The organism is Acinetobacter sp. NIPH 1852 (assembly GCF_022549455.1).
Classification (GTDB): domain Bacteria; phylum Pseudomonadota; class Gammaproteobacteria; order Pseudomonadales; family Moraxellaceae; genus Acinetobacter.
In genome coordinates this window covers 140,642-159,098 of sequence record NZ_JAKZGG010000009.1, presented here as the reverse complement: position 1 = coordinate 159,098, position 18,457 = coordinate 140,642, and the positions used below count along the sequence as shown (strand labels likewise).

Genomic DNA, 18,457 nt, shown 5'->3' with positions numbered 1-18,457 from the left:
TTAGGAGATAAACTCAGTGCAAGGAGTTTTGATAGCCAAGTGAATGAGATCCATGCACGTGTAGCAGTCCTTAACAGATTTACGGAATTAGGTCGACCACTTACCCAAGTTACGCCTTAAATTTGGCTCAATTAGGGGCGCTTTGCATTTCAAATCTTTGTGCAACAAAGCCCATTAGAGTTAGAGATATTAATAAGCTAATGAAAAAAAATGGAAAGATAATGCTGTGGAGCAAGCAGTATTTAGAATATTTATGTACTCACCTCAGTATTATTATGGTGATGTAAATACATTTAACCACAATTCATGCAATTCTGAAATAGGTCGATTTAAATGGAGTGGAGTTCTTATTGAAATTTACAATGCTCATTTTATTAATGTTACAGATGAACAATATTTAGATGTTTGTTTAACTACATTAAAAATTTTAAACAAGAAATAAAGGAAATACATTATGTCAATTAAATGGCTTTGTTGCACAAAGATTTAAAAATAGAACTACTCTAAGCGACTCAAATTTAAGTGACAACTTCGGTATGAGGCCGACCTAATTCAGTAAATTTATTGAGTACTGCTACACGTGCGTGAATCTCGTTCACTTGGCTTTGAAAATTCCTAGCATTCAGTTTATCTCCTAATAATTTGATGCAATGCATCTTGGTTTCTACCAAGCTTCGTTGGAATAGATTTAAAAAAATGACAGCGATTATGTTTTGAATATATTTATTCTTTTTTTAAGGTGAATGTGGTGAAAAGTTTATTAAATCAGTTCAATTAAAATAATTGTGGAGAACAGAAATGTCAAATCTAGGTAATAATGAAATAGATTGTGCGATTGCTATGGAAAGGTTGGATGTTTCTATTAGTCTGACGTTAACTAAGATTAAGGCTGAAAACGGCATATTTTCTAGAAATTTTGTGAGATAGCTTATGAAGATTAGTACGCCTGTCTTTTGTTTATTGCTATTTATGATTTTTTATATAGGTACTTGCTCGGACGTGGTATTTGATAAAAAGGCATTGCAATCGGATAGAGCAGAATTTTGTGGTCGAGTTATTAATGAGTATCCGTGGCAAGAAGGCAAAGTGTCGAGCACGTATTTCGTAATTCGTGACGATAGATTGTTTGAGATGACATTTCTAAAATCAACGCCAGGTATTGTTAAACCAAAGGTGGTACCAGATTGGCATAAAACACAGCAGATACTATCAGGGCTAAGGTTAGGTCATCACATATGTGTGATCTATAGTCTGGGTTTTAATGAAGCATCTAAAAATAAAGTTTATCGACAAACCCCATATATTATTGAAGTTAAGCATAAAGAGAATTAAACGAGGAGAATAATGATGAGTAAAGTAAGTGGATATGAAGATCTCTATAACCACTACAATGCGTAGTTGTAATTTAATGTAGGATAGATTTTTTAATAAAAAAGACCAACTACAGTTGGTCTTTTTTGTCTTTACGGCTATAACGTTGCCAAGGAAGTGGACGGTTTAAAGCCTCAGGAACATCACCACTATTCGAACGCAAACGCAAATGAATAGCAGCTTGTGCCATTAAATTTGCAGATACAGGTGCGGTAATAAAGATGAATAGGGTAATCAGTAACTCAGCAAAACCAAAACGTCCTTGTGTCACACCAAAGATCATTGCTGCGATCAAGAAGCTTCCTAATCCCAAAGTCCCTGCTTTGGTCGGTGCATGCAGGCGCATAAATAAATCAGGTAGACGGATCATACCGATTGATCCAACCAAAAGGAAAAAAGCACCAAACACCAAAAAGAACGAAATGAGGATCTCAAAGATCAGTTGCATGATGTATCTCCTTAATCAATCACATGCCCAGTTGTGAAATAACGAGCAAGTGCGACAGTCGAAACAAAACCGAGCATTGCAACCAATAAAGCACCTTCAAAGAAGTTGGTGCTGACCCAATAAATGCCCAATACCACGATGAGACAAGTCGCATTGAGAAATAGAGTGTCCAAGGCGAGCAGTCGGTCAATCACAGAAGGCCCAATAATCAGGCGAATGAGGCACATGAACATGGAAATGGTAATGGCAATTAAACCGATACCCAGTGCATAAGGTAAAATGGTCATTTTGTAGTGACTCCTTCTGCAATCTTCACATTAAAGACTTGGATTAAAGGCATTTCATAGCGCTTTTTAATCTCTTGGATATCAAGTTCAGTATCATCACAATTCAATGCATGAACCAGAATATCACCACGTTCTTGATCGATTCCTGCTGAAACAGTACCCGGTGTGGTCGTGATGATCATTGCGAGCAGTGTATTGACCTGCTCATGTTCAGTATCTAAAGGGACGCGATACCATTTAGGGCGCAACTGTTGCATCGGACCAAGCACCATTCTCGCCACTCGGAAATTTGAGATCACGATATCCCACAGCACCACAAAAAATAGCTTCATGGCGGCCGTCCAATCAATACGTGGCGTATACGCAATAAAAGGTCGGACCAAAAGCGGAATAATGACTGCCAATAAGAAAGCAAATGTAAGACTTGCTATCTCTACGCTATTGGCAAGCATTAACCAACTGAGAAAAACCAAGCAGGATACGAATGGATGTGGAAAACAACGATGAAGCAAAGCGCGTTTTTGCATTAGTGTTCCTCCATTGGCTTGAGCTGGGTTGCATTTGGACGTGTTGGTGCTTCTAATGTCTGCTCAGCGATTTGGCGTTGCTTATATTCAGAAATATGCTCACCTTGTAAAGTGGCTTTTGAAATGATATCTGGAATAAGCAAAGCATTATGATCACTTACTTCACCACCATATTTGGTTTCTGGTAAATAACTTGGATCATAAGGTTGTACGCTGATCGCACGACCTTGAGCATCTATTTTCAAGATCGCTTGATTATACAGAGCATGGTCTTGGATTTGCTGTGCGGTCGCAACAGTATATTGTTGAATAGGGGAGGCGAAAACCACATAAGCCATTAATCCAGCAAGCAGTATATAGATTGCTTTATCATTACGCTTTGGTGCGCGTTCAGGCAGGGCCTGATATAAAGTAAAGTTGGCTTCTTTTGGATTTTCTTCAGGTGCGCTCGCACGCCAAAACAGAATAAAACCAACACGAGTAAAGGCGATAATACTCAATAAACTCACGATCAATACGATGGCAATAATCCAACCTTGATAAGGACTTTCTGCTGTTGCTTGTAAAATAAATACTTTACCTAAGAAACCGCTGAATGGAGGTAAACCTGCCATCATCAAGGCAATGGTGAAATAGGTAAATGAAGCCGCTTTTTCCTGCTTCATTTTAGGCGCAACTTTCAAATGATCTTTAAATGCACCGCGTTGTGAAGTGATCCAACCACAAAACAAATAGAATGCTGCTGCAATCAAGGTACTATGGACTAAGTAATATAAACCTGCGGCCCATGCTTGGGTATTGAACATCGCAATGGTGATGAGTAATGTTCCAATAGAAGACAACACCATAAAGCCAACAAAACGACGTAAACGATCAGCCCCTAAAGCCCCAATCACACCATAAATTGACGTGATTAGACCGATGACCATTAAACAGTTTTTAAATATGTTTTGTGCTAATTCATCATCAAATACCGTGCCGTTCACGCGTAAGATGGCATAGATGCCGACTTTGGTCATGATGGTGAAGATCGCAGCTACGGGTGTACTGGCAACGGCATAGGTCTTCGGTAGCCAAAAACCCACAGGTAGCATTGCAGCCTTGATACCGAACACCACAAATAGCAATAAACCACCTGCAATCGCCAGTTTATGCTGATCGCCATCTAAGGTTGGAACCAGACGACCTACATCCGCCATATTTAAGCTACCAATACTGCCATAAATCATGCCTAAACCGACAAGGAATAGTGCTGAAGCCAGTAAGTTGATGGTGACGTAATGTATGCCTAATTGAAAACGTTGACGACCTTGACCATGTAAAAGCAGAACATAAGAAGCCAACAATAAGATTTCAAAGAATACAAATAGGTTAAATAAATCGCCTGTTAAGAATGCGCCTGTGATACCCATCAATAAGAAATGAAACATCACGTGGAAATAGCGACCACGTGTGTCCCAGTTATGACTGGCATACCAAAGCACAGGCACTGCCAGTACGTAGGTCAAGACCAACATAAATGCAGATAAACGATCAAGCACCAATACGATACCAAATGGTGCAGACCATTCAGCCAACTGGTAAACCGTAATTTGACCTGTACTTGCAATCGCTAGATAGCTCACCGCAGTGGCGAGCCCTAAAACGACGGAGAAGAGACTGATCCCACGTCGCCACGGTTGACGCCAGTCTTGTTTTAAAGCCCCTGCACCAGGATTACCCAATAGTAATAATATAAAACTAGTAAATGCTGGAATTAAAATACTAAGAATTGGAGCATGAGTCTGCCAAAATTGGTAGAAATCAAACATTATGGCTCATCCTCACGTGGGTCATAAGTCAAGGTTGGATCTTCTTTTGAGTCGACATGATCTGTGCCTGACTCATAACGACTGCGCAATGCCAGTTGTACGATAAATGCGGTGGTCGCAAAACCAATCACAATTGCGGTCAGTACCAATGCTTGAGGTAATGGGTCAGACACTCTGGTGGTTTCAGTCAGTACAGCAGGTGCGTTGACTTGGGTTCGTCCCATTGCAAACAAAAACAAGTTCACGGCATAGCCAATCATGACCAGTCCGAGTACCACAGGGAATGTTCTGGCACGTAGAATTAAATAAATGCCTGTCGCAGTCAGTAAACCAATGCCAGAAGCGAGTAAAAATTCAATACTGAGCATATTATTTGTCTCCACTTGGGATTGGTCCCGTCATACCTGAGTGACGTGAGTCACCTAAGACCGAAATCAACAACATGGTTGCACCCACGACGGTGATGTAGACCCCTAAATCAAATGGTAATGCAGAAGCTAAATGCATTTTTCCAATCAGAGGAGGCTCTACATAGAAATGTGCGCTGGTAAGGAATGGGCGTGCCCAGAACCAAGCGCCAACACCAGTTAAACCCGCAATCATTAGGCCTGAACCAATACAAATTTCGTATAAACGACCCGACTTGGCTTTAATTATTCTTTCAGCTTGATCTTGTCCCAAGGCAATATACTGAATGATCAGCGCCATTGCGGTGACTAGACCCGCGATAAAACCACCACCTGGATAGTTATGTCCACGTAAGAAGATATAAATGCTGATCACAAGCGCGATCGGCAATATCCAAGAAGCAGCGATACGTAACATCAAGGGAGATGGATTAAAACGATAGGTTAATCCTTGGGTCACCGTAGTGCCATGCGTACGCATACCGTCCATCAAGCACAGTGCACCAATGGCAGCAATCCCAAGGACCACAATTTCACCGAAGGTATCAAAGCCACGGAAGTCAACCAAAATGACATTGACCACATTTGAACCGCCACCCAACGGGATGGATTGCTGCAAGAAGAACCATGAAATTGAATTATGGTCTCGACTCAGGATTAGCCATGCGATCCAGCCAATCCCTAAGCCGCCTGCAATCGCAAGACTGGCATCGCGCCAACGATGCGGGCGCGTTGATTCATAAGGTGTGAGTTGTGGTAGTAAAGACAAACTCATTAACAATAAAATGGTGGTCACCACATCTACAGTGATTTGCGTTAGCGCCAAATCAGGTGCAGATAAAGCCACGAAGGTCATGGTCACGACTAAACCGACCGCGCCGCTAATCAAGATGGCTTTGATTCGTTCATGATGGAACCAAAGCATCATCCAGCAACCAGAGAACAATGTGAGCCAAAGTACAATGGCAGCCCAAGGTGCATGTGTCAGTTCACGTGTACCTGTGGTTAAACCTTGATTGAAGAGGGGTAAAGCCACCATGACGATGCTAAACAGCACAATTAAAAATAAGTAGTGCTGTAAAGAACCATTTTCAGTGCGTTGTTTTATTTTGCGACTGATCAGTAATAAGTGTTTAAGGAACAGTTCAAATAAGATTTTGCCCTGAAATCTACCGAGATGAGGATCGAGATCAATTTTACGGATACGACCATCTTTGGCCAACGCGAAGTAAAATATTGTACCGCCCACCAAGGCAATCAGACTCATGATCAGCGGTGCGTTAACGCCATGCCATATCGCTAAATGTGTTCCAGCAAAGTCTGGCTGTGCCAAACTGGCACGCGTTACACTGTTGACAAATGTTTCAGCCAATAGCGCTGGGAAAATACCCACCAAAATACATAAGGCTGCCAAAATAATGGCAGGCATACGCATGCCTAAGTGTGGTTCATGCGCATCTTTGTGCGGAACCTGTTTACCCACTTCGCCATCAAAAAACACGCCATGGACTAAGCGGATTGAATAACTCACCGCAAAGATACCCGCTAAGGTCGCCACAATTGCGGAAGCAATCATGACCGGACCAGATAAATTCACCAATAACTCAGTAAAGAACATTTCTTTAGAGAGGAAACCATTGGTGAGAGGGACACCTGCCATTGAAGCGGCAGTGATCATGGTGAGCGTGGCTGTGAATGGTAATAGTTGCCAAATGCCACTTAGCTTACGTAAATCACGTGTTCCAGTCTCATGGTCAATAATGCCTGCAATCATAAACAATGCGGCTTTAAAGGTTGCATGGTTAATAATATGAAAAATTGCCGCTGCAACTGCAAGCGGAGAACCGATACCGAGTAGGCAAACGATCAAACCTAAATGACTGATGGTCGAATACGCCAACAGCCCTTTGAGATCTTCTTTGAAAATGGCAAAACCTGCGGCCATACACAAGGTAAACAGACCAACAAAAGTCACGATGTTGTGATACAGGGCAGCACCAATAAAGATCGGCGCTAAACGAGCCAGCAAGAAAATCCCTGCTTTAACCATCGTGGCGGAGTGTAGGTAGGCAGACACTGGAGTCGGTGCTGCCATGGCATTCGGAAGCCAAAAATGAAATGGAAACTGCGCACTTTTGGTAAATGCACCGAGTAAAATCAACAGTAATGTGGGTACAAAAAGTTCATGCTGTTGAATGGTATCTTTCATCAGCACCAGTTGGTCGATCTCGTATGTTCCAGTGATTTGTCCAAGCAGGACAAAACCACCCAGCATCGCAAGACCACCTAAGCCTGTTATGGTGAGCGCCATACGTGCACCGCGTTGCGCCGCATCGTAATTGCTCCAATAACCCACCAGCAGGAAGGATGAAATACTGGTCAGTTCCCAAAATACTAATAATAAAATCAGGTTGTTAGAAAATGAAATCCCGAGCATCGCTGCCATAAACAGCATCAGTAACTGATACAGTTTGGTCAGCGAATTTTTAGGGCTTAGATAATAATAGGCATAAATATAAATGAGGGTACCGATACCGCTAATCAGTAGACCAAATAATAGACCTAAGGCATCAAGGCGGAAACTTAGATTGATTCCAAGTTGTGGTAGCCAATCCCAGCTTTGTTGCAGGGTATTGCCCTGAAGAATAGTTGGTGCCTGAGTTAATAATAAAATAAAACAACTCAGACTGATGCCAATCGCCCCAAGTGCCGTCATGCCACGTGAGATACGTTGCAATTGTGGGATTAGGGTGGTGCCGAGTATGAGCGGTAATAGGATAATAATCGGTAGCACACTGGTATCCATGTCGATGATGTAGGTCGAAAACCTAAAGTGAAATTTATTCAAGACTCACAGGCGCGCAAAGAGAACGCCAAAGCTTTAAATCTTGAAGCCCAATCAAGTTAATAGAGCGGTAAGTTGTATTGCGCAACTTAGTAATAAAAAGCGGTTTATTTTACTACAAAAACAACAAAAAAGATTGGCTTATTACATGAAAAACACAGATCAAAACCTCAAAAGAGCTGGGTGGTGTTATTCGCTTGGCAGGCTATAAAGCACTTTTTTGTGGGGTATCATCAATTTTAAGTAAGTCTAATAACTCATTTTTTTCTTGTGGACTAAGTTCTTGTATCTGATTGAATAATTCATCAACTCTACGCGACAAGGTCTCTGACTCAACTAAGTCGGGGCTTTGCAGTTCAGTATCCTCTTCTGTCTGTGAAAGTTCACTATATAGTTCAGACAGTTGTTGTTGTGATTGCTCTAGATTGATTTCAAAAATCTCTTTTGAGTCTAAGCGCAAACATTGATAGTGGAGTGCATGCTCGAGGAGTTCGTCGCGGTTGCCTGTCACGATGATTTGTAGGCGAGGGAAGGCTTGATGTAAGCGCTCAAGAATTTCTGCACACATGACTTGATCGAGTTGTGCATCGATTTGGTCAATCAATAAGACACCTTCGCCCTCTAAACAGGGATCAAAGCAATGTTGATTGAGTAAGCATAAACGACGACTGATGTCTCCAACCAGCGCGATCCATGTTTTTTGTGATGTGGACAGTTGCTGGAATGGGATCAATTGTTCTTGATAGCGCACGATGAGCTGGAGCTTTGGTACATATTGAATATAAATATCATCCAATTCGGGAAACACGGTATTCAAGCTTTTTTTCAATGCATACAGGTTGGGTGCGGAGAGCTGTTTAGGATGATTGAGCAGTTCTTGTTGTAGTTCTTGCAATATTTCAGATTGGTTTTGTTGATTAAAATCATTGCCCATCAAACGTCTGACGATATGCGCTGAATGGGCATTTTCGACATCACTGATTTCGCGGAACCATTCAAAAAAACGAGTAAAGGTCGTGTAAGGAATCGCGGTTAGGTCATAGGCTGAGTTTTTTTGTAAAATACCAGGCACATTTTTACTTTGTAAGTTGATGTCTTGGACAAACCGTTCAGCAGGATAATAGGCGATCAGAGGAAGACCAAATAACGGATCTTGGAGAATGGTTTTTTGATACAGACTTACCATTTGATCGAGTTGTTGCGTCTCAACCTGACTGATACCGACACCTTGATTATTAAAGGTTTTAAATAACTTCCAGATGCAGCTTTGGGTGTTTTTTTGTTGTGCCGAGCTACTTTCAGTTAAGACATTGTTGAGCTCACTGCTGATACGCACTTGGGTCTGAATTTTGGCCTGTAAGCACCTCAGCATAATATCTTGATCTGAGATGACCACCCCAGCGGTTCTGATATCTTTGTATCGCGCTGAAAACCAAGACAGTGCCTGATAGATATTCTTTATAACCGTGGTTTTACCAGTGGCTTGATCGCCTAGGATCAGGGTGATGGGATGCCGTTCAGGTTGAAACTCAATACGAAGGTCTCGAAACATGCCCACATGTCTAAATTGAACCGATTCAAGTTGCATAAGCTTACCTCGATCATGAGCGCTTTAACCTGCGGTTTTTTGAAGGCTTTGGGGAGCGCATCGTTTTAGTTTTAATTGTTGTATTAAGTCAAAAAGATGATGGATATTTAGACTTACTTTAGCACGAGTGCAGGCCACGTAAAGTAATCTTAATTCTTCATCTGTAATTTTATGTTCAAGTCCATTTATTTTAAATTGGTAATCATCTTCGATATGCACACGATTCCATTCTAGACCTTTGGCTTTATGCGCAGTTGAAATCACATAATCCGCTTGTTCAATAGGGGTAATTTTGGCCAGTGCTCTTTTCAATGGATCTGTACCATGTTCATCAACCAATTTAACTAAAGGTTTGATGTCACTGCCATCATTGGTTTCACAGTACTCATGCACATCGTGCCAAGAGTTAAACCAAGCTAACTCTGGAACATCAACAATACGCTTGCCTTGTTTGAGTAGGCTGGCTGCATCCACAAAACGACTGAGCTTTTGATGATCAGCTTGCAAGCCGACTTTATCACCATGCACCAAACCTGCCAGTAACAATTCCATGGCGCGAGCATTGGTCCGACACAAAATCGCATCTCGCATTTTGGTATGTGGTTTATTCACCACACTCGATTTGACATGAGGATTACCCAAAAGCGGTACGCTTTCATTCAATGCACCCAATAAACTATTGGCCACATCTGCAATCGCATCACCAAAACGAAAGGAGGTGGTTAAACGACTTTCAGGCAGTGGCATTTGCTGCATGGCATTGATTGCGCCACGCCACGCATAGATTTGTTGGTGTGCATCGCCAACATAAATCACTTGGGTACTTTTCTGTCGCAACAAAATACCGAGCATCAATGGATCAGCATCTTGTGCTTCATCGAACAGCACATAATCCGTTGGAATATTGGGTTCTGACAACGCCCACAATTTGAGATAAATATCATGCCCAATGCCAGCCTGATGATTGGGATCAATCGATTCTAGCCAGCGACGTTCAACCGCAGGATAAAGATGTTGCTGTAACGATTCGATATCATCTTGATGCAGCCAACTTGGTGCTTGTATATGACGTGGTGCAGGGTATTGCGAACTGGTCGAGCAAAAATAACTGACGGTATTGGACACTAAACTGGCCAGCCGACTTGGCATCAATACATATTTTTCATAGCGTCCGCCCATTAAGCGTCGTAAGGTAATGGGTTCTAAACGATATTCTTTGGCGATAAAACTCGGACTTAAACGCGGTAAGCGTAATTTGTCGGTGATGCCACGTGGAACACTACGAAATGCCAGCGAGTGAAAAGTACGACAATTGACATTGCCATGAAATTTACTCTGCGCCTCAGTGGCAATCGCTTTGTTAAATGCCAAATACATACCACGCCGTTCAGGCATGGCATCACTGATCATTTGTAAGGTTGTGGTTTTACCTGTGCCAGCATAGGCAATCACTTTAAAGGATTGTCCTAAACGAGCATTATCTATGGCAACTGCTTGCTCATAAGTGGCTTTGGGTTTTTCGATATTTGACACAGGTTTGGATTACGCCTCTTTGCTACGGTTTGCTTTTTCAACTAAACCTGATAAACCTTGACGGCGTGCTAACTCATCTAAAACCACTTGTGGATCAAGATCGAAGTAACCGAGCATGACGATACTATGGAACCATAAGTCAGCCACTTCATAAATCAGATCGTGTTTATTTTCCAAAGAAGCATGCACTGCATAATCTTTAGCGGCGATAATTGTTTCGACACTTTCTTCGCCGACTTTTTCTAATATTTTATTGATGCCTTTTTTATAAAGGCTTGCGATATACGAGTTATCTGCTTCTGCTTTTTTGCGTTGTTGCATCAAACGACCTAAATAGTCGAGTACGTCGACTTGCTCACTTTGAACATGATCGTGAATGTCTGTTTTTGCAGATGTGCCGTAAATCGCAGTGGGGTCTTTCAGTTGTGCATCAACAGTTTCCCAGCCTTGCGGGGTGAGTTTGCGATAGAAGCAAGATTCACGTCCTGTATGACAGGCAATACCGCCATGTTGTTCGATTTGTAGAATGATGACATCGGCATCACAATCTAGACGAATTTCATGCACCGTTTGGAAATGACCTGATTCTTCGCCTTTGTGCCATAGTTTTTGGCGTGAACGTGAGTAATACACCGCTTGGTTTTTTTCTGCGGTCAATTGCAAAGCTTCACGATTCATCCACGCAACCATTAACACTCGGCCAGTTTGATGATGTTGTGCAATGGCAGGAACAAGACCATTGGAATCAAATTTAACTTCATCTAACCAGTTTGACATGAGTGAAAATCCATTGAGTGGAGAGCAGCTAGTTTAGCCTTTGTGGCTAGGGTTGGCTATGCTTGTTGGGTAAAAAATCGCTGATGGGGGTATTAAAGATAGTTTGAGATCTCAATCAAATTCTGATCTGGATCACGTAAATAAATCGATAAAATTTTCCCCATTGCCCCAGTCCGTTCTAACCGAGCTCCTTTTTGATGTTAGTCATATTCAGGCAACGATTGATTGTTTTGAAGCAATGCATTTTCATTTTGTTGATATGCAGCAATTTGTTGATAGCTCATTTGTTGGAACATGCCTGTTTTTAAACCTGAAATGGTCATCGCCATTTCCTTACGGAAATAGGGAATCTGATACATCCAAGGAAAAGTGAGGTCACGTAAGCCACTTGCCCACCAATGATTAGATTGATAAAGGGGTGTCAGTAAACGGCTAAGGAACTGATAAAACTGGGTTGAAGAATGACGATGCTGATGATAATGCTGCCACAGCATTGCCCAATCTATTTGTTGATTTTTCTTGGCACTTTGTACGGATTGTGAAAAAGCCCACGCATCTAACAGCGCCATATTGGCACCTTGCCCTAATTGTGGACTCATCGCATGTGCGGCATCACCAATCACCCCAATTCTTCCTTGCCCATATTGCGACATCACCACATCACGGTATTGTGCGGACAACCATTGTGGTTGGATTTGTTCATCATACAAAATCTGTTTCAGCCATTCTGCGACATCAGGCCAGCGATCTGACACCTGTTGTAGCCATTGCTGTTTTGCTTGTTCATCTTTTAAAAAGGATTGTAACTGTGGCGTTGGCAGACTCCAAAATACGCTGGAAAGCCGTTGCTGCGGTGCAGAGGGGATTGCACCTGTGGGTAGAACACCCATCATGATTTTTGAGCGATCATAAAACTGATGTAAAATTTCAGGATTCAGTGTCAAGCATTCAGGTACGATGCTCCACGCTGCGCCCCACGGATAAGCTTGATCGACTTTCACCCATTGTTTAGGTCGTAGTTGACTACGTGCACCATTGGCAATCAATACCGCATCAAAACAGTCATCAATATTATGTTGTTTGGATGAGCCAAATAATCGAACCTCATTTTGTCGTTCTTCAATTCGTTCAATGCTGTGATTCATCCGCCATGTCACTTGATTTGAGTATTCAGCCAGTTTTTGTGTGAGCACATGACAAAGGGTGGCGCGATGAATGCCTAGACCATAGAGCTTTGGAGCGGCTTGCTGATAATGGCTATTGACCAAAAGTCGTTTATTGGGGAGTTGTCCTTCTAAGCCTGTGACTTTCGCTCCAAGCTGTAAGGCATGCTCAAGTACACCGAGATGTTCAAAGACCGCCAAACCAACAGGTTGTAACAGTAAGCCAGCCCCGACAGGTGATAATTCATCGACTTGTTCAAAAATGGTGACTTGATTGCCTTCGCGTGCAAGTAAAATTGCGGTTGCGAGTCCTGCTGTACCTGCACCAATAATCGCAAAATGGGGTATTTTCATATTATTTTTGAATGAATATTGTCCATCATCATGTCCTTTTGTGTAAGAACACAGATATCTATATCATTGTTAAGCCATTATATCGTTTAAGCATAATACTTTGTTTTATAGACAAATCAAACTTGACGTTGGTGATCATAGGGGCAAAAGCACCATGAGAGCGTTTTTGGAAACGCTCTTGCAGGTTTAGCTTTTGAAGGAAGTATCGGAAACCGATTCATGGATTGCTCAACAGAGCTTAAGCCTCGACATGTTTGTGTTTGTGATGCAAGAACGCCAGTACCTCACCCCGATAATGATTGAATTTTGCATCTTCAGTCAAAGCGAGGCGATCACGAGGGCGAGGCAGATCAACCGTCAAGATTTCACCAATGGTCGCAGCAGGTCCGTTGGTCATCATCACAATGCGGTCTGATAACAATACTGCTTCATCGACATCATGGGTAATCATGATCATGGTGTTATTTAGCTCTGCCTGAATTTGCATTAATGCATCTTGTAGCGTGCTGCGTGTGAGAGAATCTAAAGCCCCAAATGGCTCATCGAGTAATAAAACTTTAGGTTTCATTGCCAGTGCACGCCCAATCCCAATTCGTTGTTTCATTCCCCCTGAAATTTCACTCGGTAATTTATCTTTGGCATGCAGCATATTGACTTGGTTAAGATTGTGAATAATCCAGTCATGACGTTCGGCTTTGCTCATTTGCGTTTTAAACACAGAATTGACAGCAAGTTCAATATTTTCATAACAGCTTAGCCACGGGAGTAGTGAGTGGTTCTGAAACACTACCGCACGATCACTACTTGACTTCTTTGCCATCGAGTAACACCACGCCTTGCGTAGCTTGGTATAGACCTGCAACGATATTTAAAACAGTTGATTTTCCGCAACCAGAGTGTCCAATTAATGAAACAAATTCACCTTGATGAATATCGAGATGGATATCCTGTAAAGCGGTAAAAGTTCCACCGCTGTCTTTTTCAAACACCATATCGAGATGTTGTAAAGAAAGATATGCTGTACTCATATGTCTATTCCTTATTAGCGAGCGGCAAGAGATTTGTCCCAGCTAAAACGGTGTTGTAGCATGAGCATTATTCGATCAAGCGCAAAACCAATCAAACCAATGGTGATGACGGCAACGAAAATTCGTGAAGTTGATAGGCTGCTGCCATTTTGAAATTCATCCCAAACAAATTTACCTAAGCCTGGATTTTGGGCGAGCATTTCAGCCGCAATCAAGACCATCCAACCCACCCCAACAGATAGGCGTAAACCTGTAAATATCATTGGGATAACCGCAGGCAATACAATTTTGGTGAGGTGGGTGTACCAAGAGAGATTCAGTACTTTACTGACATTGATAAAGTCTTGGCTGATTTGTCCTACGCCGACCATGGTGTTAATCAGGGTAGGCCAGATGGTACACATCGCGACGGTAATGGCTGAAATGACAAATGATTTAGATAGCCCCTCGACTGGATTTACATATAAGGACGCGACCAATAAGCTCACGATCGGTAACCATGCCAGTGGACTAATCGGTTTGAAAATCTGAATAAGTGGATTTAAAGCACGATAAAAATTAGGGCTTAGACCACAGAGCAAACCCACTGGAATGGCAATCATTGAGGAGATCAGGCAGGCGGTTAGCACCGTTTTTAAACTTGTCAGAATTTGATCAAAAAAAGTCGGAGGACCACTAAATATGGCGGTCGATCCTTCGGGTAAATTGGCATAAAAGCTTTTTGCAGCTTCTCGCTGATTGAAAAACTCAGCCATTAGACCTTTAAAGGCATTAAATACTTCCACAGGGCCGGGTAGATTGCCAATATTGGTTTGAATCTGTTGTGATGCACCTTGCCAAACCCCTAAAAATACAAGAATCGCAATCATCGGCAAGATGACACTTAATACAGTGTGACGTGCTTTTGTTGATAGTTTTTTCATGAAAATTCCCCCTATAACATCAATATAATCTTGGCTGGATAAGTGAGCTTTTCAAATCAGGCATCACTTATCCCATGTTCGTAGAGAGTTATTTCAAACCAATTTTAAAGGATGCCAAGAACGCATTGGGTTGATTTGCATCAAAAGTAACACCATCCAAAGCGCTGGTTTCTGGTGCTTTGATATAGGTCGCGGTGCTGAGGTCAGGGAAATCTTCCGCTTTCATTTTGCCTTCAGCGATCAGTTCTTTGGCTGCTTGCGCATAGATTTCTGGTTGATAGGCTTTTTTCGCCATGTCTAAATACCATTGATCTGGCTTGGTTTCAGGGACATGTCCCCAACGGCGCATTTGTGTTAACCACCACACTGCATCTGAATAATACGGAATGCCGTATTGACCTTTATAGAAGGTATTGAAATTTGGTACAGGGCGCTTATCACCTGCTTCAAATTCAAAGGTTCCTGTCATACTGTTGGCAATCACAGCTTCATCAGCACCGACATAGTTCGGTCTTGAAATGATTTTGACCGCTTCAGCACGATTGGCATTATTGTCTTGATCTAACCAGTAAGATGCGCGAATTAATGCTTTGACGACTTTTACAGTTGTTGTTGGGTTTTTCTCGGCAAAGTCTTTGGTCATTCCAAACACTTTATCTGTACCGTCTTTCCACATCTGATCAGAGGTGGCTACGGGAACGCCAATTTTTTTAAACACGGCTTGTTGGTTCCACGGTTCACCAACGCAATAGCCCATGGTCGTACCTGCTTCCATGGTGGCAACCATTTGTGGTGGGGGTACGACGGAGAGCATCACATCTGCACCTTTGTTTCCTGAAGTATCGCTTGCATCGTATACGCCCGGATTGACACCACCTGCCGCAAGCCAATAGCGCATCATGTAGTTATGTGTACCCACTGGAAATGTCATACCCAAATTAAAGGGCTTACCTGCAGCTTTTGATTCATTTGCGGCCACTTTTAATGCCTCAGCACTAATCGGGTGCTTCGGCTTACCATTTTCCATGCTTAGGTTCGGCTTCATTTTTTGCCAAACTGAATTTGATACGGTGATACATACCTGCACCATTATAGGAAAGCGTAAATGGGGCAATGATTTCTTTATTTCCAGTAATGCCTGTCATCGAGCCGAGTGGCATGGCTGCGAGCATATGCGCACCGTCTAATTCACCGCCAGCAACACGGTCATAGAGAACTTTCCAATTTGATTGTGCTTCGAGTTGCACATTTAATCCTTCATCTTGGAAGTAGCCTTTTTCATGGGCAATTGCTAAAGGCACCATATCGGTGAGTTTAATAAATCCAAGTTTGAGATTGGTTTTTTCAGCCTCGGTTGCTGTGTTTGAAGATGCATTCGTTGCAGTTTCAGGTTTTTTACCACATCCGCTCAGCGATAATACCGCGGCAGTCATACACATCATTAAACATGTTGATTTGACTAAATGTGACATAATCGTTAGACCCCTATTCAGATTGTCTCTTGGCCATCAGCCAGATGATTTATACTGATCAATATTTTATTTATGCGAGCGAGAGGTGAGAGAGGGGGCTGTATAAAGCATATAAAAAGATGACAACGCCCTTCCACCACTCAATCCATATGTAATCTATGGAGCAAGCAGTTTTACGAGCGTCATTGGCCGTGAATTAAAAAATCATCTTTGATTTTTATAATTATGAAGTAGCAACTTGTATGCCAAATAATCAAATGATGAAAATTAATGTTGCAGTGAGGGTGTTGGTAAATATCTAGACTATTTGACCACCCGCCAAAATGCGAGAAGTCCACTCAGTACGATTAAGACAACTGAGATTAACCACGGACTAATAATTGCAATGGTGAGCAAAATCAACATACTACTGCCGAACATCCAACTACGGCGTTGTTGCTGTTGCATTTGTAAGCGCATTTGTTGAATTTCTTTGAGCTGTTTGTCATGCCATGCGGATTGGTTTTTTAAACCATTTAGACTATCAATAAGTAGGCTTGGTAAATCTTGAGCGCCCAATAATAGGTCGGGAATCTGCTGACCAAGCTCTTTCATATTTTTGACTGGATTCATATTGGCTTTGACCCATTCGGTCAGAATCGGTTTGGCCAGCTTCCAGATGTCGAGTTGAGGATAAAGATCTGTACCTAAACCCTCAACGTGAACCAGTGTTTTGAGGAGCAACATCAACTGCGGTGGAATTTCCAAATGGAAACGACGCGCAATGTCCATGACTTGAATCAAAATCCCAGCGAAGTCGAGCTGATCCATTGGTTTAGAGACCATTGGTCCAACGGTGCGGCGCATCTCACGAGACAATGCATCTTGATCGGTACCCGGTGGAATCCAGCCAGCCTGATGCACGATTTGAACCAATTGCATAAAGTTGCTGTTCATCACCGCAAGTAGCATCCGAGCAATCGTCATTTGATCATGTTTTGACAATTCACCCATGATCGCGCAGTCCAACGCGATAAAGCGAGGGTTGTCTGGGTTAATTGTTTCAACAAAGACATTACCCGGATGCATGTCGGCGTGGAAAAAGTTGTCACGGAACACTTGGGTAAAGAAAATGGTTAAGCCTTTTTCTGCCAGATCAGCGCGATCCATGCCTAAACGGTCAAATGTCGCGATATCAGAAATCGGTACGCCTGTGATGCGCTCAGCCACCATCACGTCTTTACTGTCCATATAGACTTCAGGCACATACATCATGCTTGAACCGGTAAAGTAATGGCGCATACGTCGGGTATTGTCGGCTTCAAGGCTGAGATCAAGTTCATTTAAAATGATCTGACGGTAGTCCTGAATAATTTCAGATAAATGTAGGGCGCGTGCAGCTTCTAAACGATTTTCCAACCAATCCCCAAGCCAAGCGAGGATTTCAAAGTCTTGTAAAATCTGATTACGGATATCGGGACGGGTGACTTTAACCACCACTTCACGACCATCATGCAGTGCGGCGGTATGTACTTGTGCAATCGATGCCGCCGCAAGTGGTTGTTCATCAAAACGAGAGAATAAGGTGGAAACATCTGCTTTTAATGATTCCTGAATCCGTTGTTTTGCCAGTTGTACATCAAACGGTTTAACCTGATCTTGCAGTAACACCAATTGCGATAAAATTTCAGGTGGAATCAGATCACGACGGGTAGAGAGGAGTTGCCCCAACTTAATCGTCAAAGGCCCCATATCTTCTAAGGCTTCTTTGAGATTGAGCGGATTTTTTTTCTCGCGACTTGACCATGCGGCAGGATGCATTTTGATTACATTTAAGGCATGGCGTGCTTTGGCTGGTAATTCTTCCGCAGGGAACAAGGTGTCAAGGCGGTAGTGTGCTGCTATACGCCAGAGTTCGAGTAACCGTGTAACATGCGGAATCAT

The 18,457-nt window shown here is 42.4% G+C and carries 13 protein-coding genes and 5 pseudogenes; 2 read left to right on the top strand and 16 right to left on the bottom strand.

Translation table 11 applies throughout. The features are described 5' to 3' along the window. Positions 1-120 (top strand): annotated as a pseudogene (locus MMO38_RS09445) (IS5/IS1182 family transposase); the annotation flags it as partial. Between the two features lie 398 nt (positions 121-518). Here MMO38_RS09445 and MMO38_RS09440 read toward each other — a convergent pair. Beyond that, a pseudogene (locus MMO38_RS09440) lies at positions 519-680 on the bottom strand (IS5/IS1182 family transposase); the annotation flags it as partial. 250 nt (positions 681-930) lie between these two features. Between MMO38_RS09440 and MMO38_RS09435 the strand changes: the two are divergent. Next, positions 931-1,332: a hypothetical protein gene (locus MMO38_RS09435; RefSeq protein ID WP_241323349.1), complete on the top strand. Its 402-nt coding sequence runs from the start codon at positions 931-933 to the stop codon at positions 1,330-1,332. A gap of 109 nt (positions 1,333-1,441) precedes the next feature. On the opposite strand, the gene MMO38_RS09430 is transcribed toward MMO38_RS09435, so the two are convergent. The 15 genes and pseudogenes from MMO38_RS09430 to MMO38_RS09360 form a co-directional block, all read right to left on the bottom strand. After that, on the bottom strand, positions 1,442-1,819 hold the full coding sequence (locus MMO38_RS09430; protein ID WP_241323348.1) for a Na+/H+ antiporter subunit G: 378 nt from the start codon (positions 1,817-1,819) through the stop codon (positions 1,442-1,444). An 11-nt stretch (positions 1,820-1,830) separates the two neighbouring features. Then, a complete protein-coding gene (locus MMO38_RS09425; RefSeq protein ID WP_004668377.1) occupies positions 1,831-2,106 on the bottom strand; it encodes a monovalent cation/H+ antiporter subunit F in 276 nt (91 codons plus the stop codon). Then, positions 2,103-2,633 carry a Na+/H+ antiporter subunit E gene (locus tag MMO38_RS09420; protein WP_121929822.1) on the bottom strand — a complete coding sequence of 177 codons (531 nt, stop codon included), beginning with the start codon at positions 2,631-2,633 and terminating at the stop codon, positions 2,103-2,105. Before MMO38_RS09420 ends, MMO38_RS09425 begins: the two co-directional genes overlap by 4 nt. Then, entirely contained in the window at positions 2,633-4,444 is a 1,812-nt protein-coding gene (locus tag MMO38_RS09415) for a monovalent cation/H+ antiporter subunit D (RefSeq protein ID WP_241323347.1), read from the bottom strand. The genes MMO38_RS09420 and MMO38_RS09415 overlap by 1 nt, the downstream gene beginning before the upstream one ends. Next, positions 4,444-4,812, bottom strand: a complete 369-nt coding sequence (locus MMO38_RS09410; RefSeq protein ID WP_004668383.1) for a Na+/H+ antiporter subunit C — start codon at positions 4,810-4,812, stop codon at positions 4,444-4,446. The genes MMO38_RS09415 and MMO38_RS09410 overlap by 1 nt, the downstream gene beginning before the upstream one ends. A gap of 1 nt (position 4,813) precedes the next feature. Then, positions 4,814-7,657: a monovalent cation/H+ antiporter subunit A gene (locus MMO38_RS09405; RefSeq protein ID WP_241323346.1), complete on the bottom strand. Its 2,844-nt coding sequence runs from the start codon at positions 7,655-7,657 to the stop codon at positions 4,814-4,816. A 244-nt stretch (positions 7,658-7,901) separates the two neighbouring features. Next, positions 7,902-9,284: an AAA family ATPase gene (locus MMO38_RS09400; RefSeq protein ID WP_241323345.1), complete on the bottom strand. Its 1,383-nt coding sequence runs from the start codon at positions 9,282-9,284 to the stop codon at positions 7,902-7,904. Between the two features lie 24 nt (positions 9,285-9,308). Continuing rightward, complete coding sequence (locus tag MMO38_RS09395) at positions 9,309-10,817, bottom strand: UvrD-helicase domain-containing protein (protein ID WP_241323344.1); 1,509 nt, start codon at positions 10,815-10,817, stop codon at positions 9,309-9,311. A 9-nt stretch (positions 10,818-10,826) separates the two neighbouring features. Further along, positions 10,827-11,594, bottom strand: coding sequence for a bifunctional phosphoribosyl-AMP cyclohydrolase/phosphoribosyl-ATP diphosphatase HisIE (hisIE, locus tag MMO38_RS09390; RefSeq protein WP_241323343.1), 768 nt, complete (start codon positions 11,592-11,594; stop codon positions 10,827-10,829). A 92-nt stretch (positions 11,595-11,686) separates the two neighbouring features. Next, positions 11,687-11,776, bottom strand: a pseudogene (locus MMO38_RS09385) (VOC family protein); the annotation flags it as partial. Positions 11,777-11,794: 18 nt separating this feature from the next. Further along, entirely contained in the window at positions 11,795-13,111 is a 1,317-nt protein-coding gene (locus tag MMO38_RS09380) for an NAD(P)/FAD-dependent oxidoreductase (protein ID WP_241323342.1), read from the bottom strand. Positions 13,112-13,349: 238 nt separating this feature from the next. Further along, positions 13,350-14,103: pseudogene (locus MMO38_RS09375) on the bottom strand (ABC transporter ATP-binding protein). Positions 14,104-14,153: 50 nt separating this feature from the next. After that, positions 14,154-15,062, bottom strand: a complete 909-nt coding sequence (locus MMO38_RS09370) for an ABC transporter permease (RefSeq protein WP_004668396.1) — start codon at positions 15,060-15,062, stop codon at positions 14,154-14,156. Between the two features lie 88 nt (positions 15,063-15,150). Further along, positions 15,151-16,534, bottom strand: a pseudogene (locus tag MMO38_RS09365) (CmpA/NrtA family ABC transporter substrate-binding protein). A gap of 303 nt (positions 16,535-16,837) precedes the next feature. Continuing rightward, a complete protein-coding gene (locus tag MMO38_RS09360; protein WP_005194807.1) occupies positions 16,838-18,457 on the bottom strand; it encodes an AarF/UbiB family protein in 1,620 nt (539 codons plus the stop codon).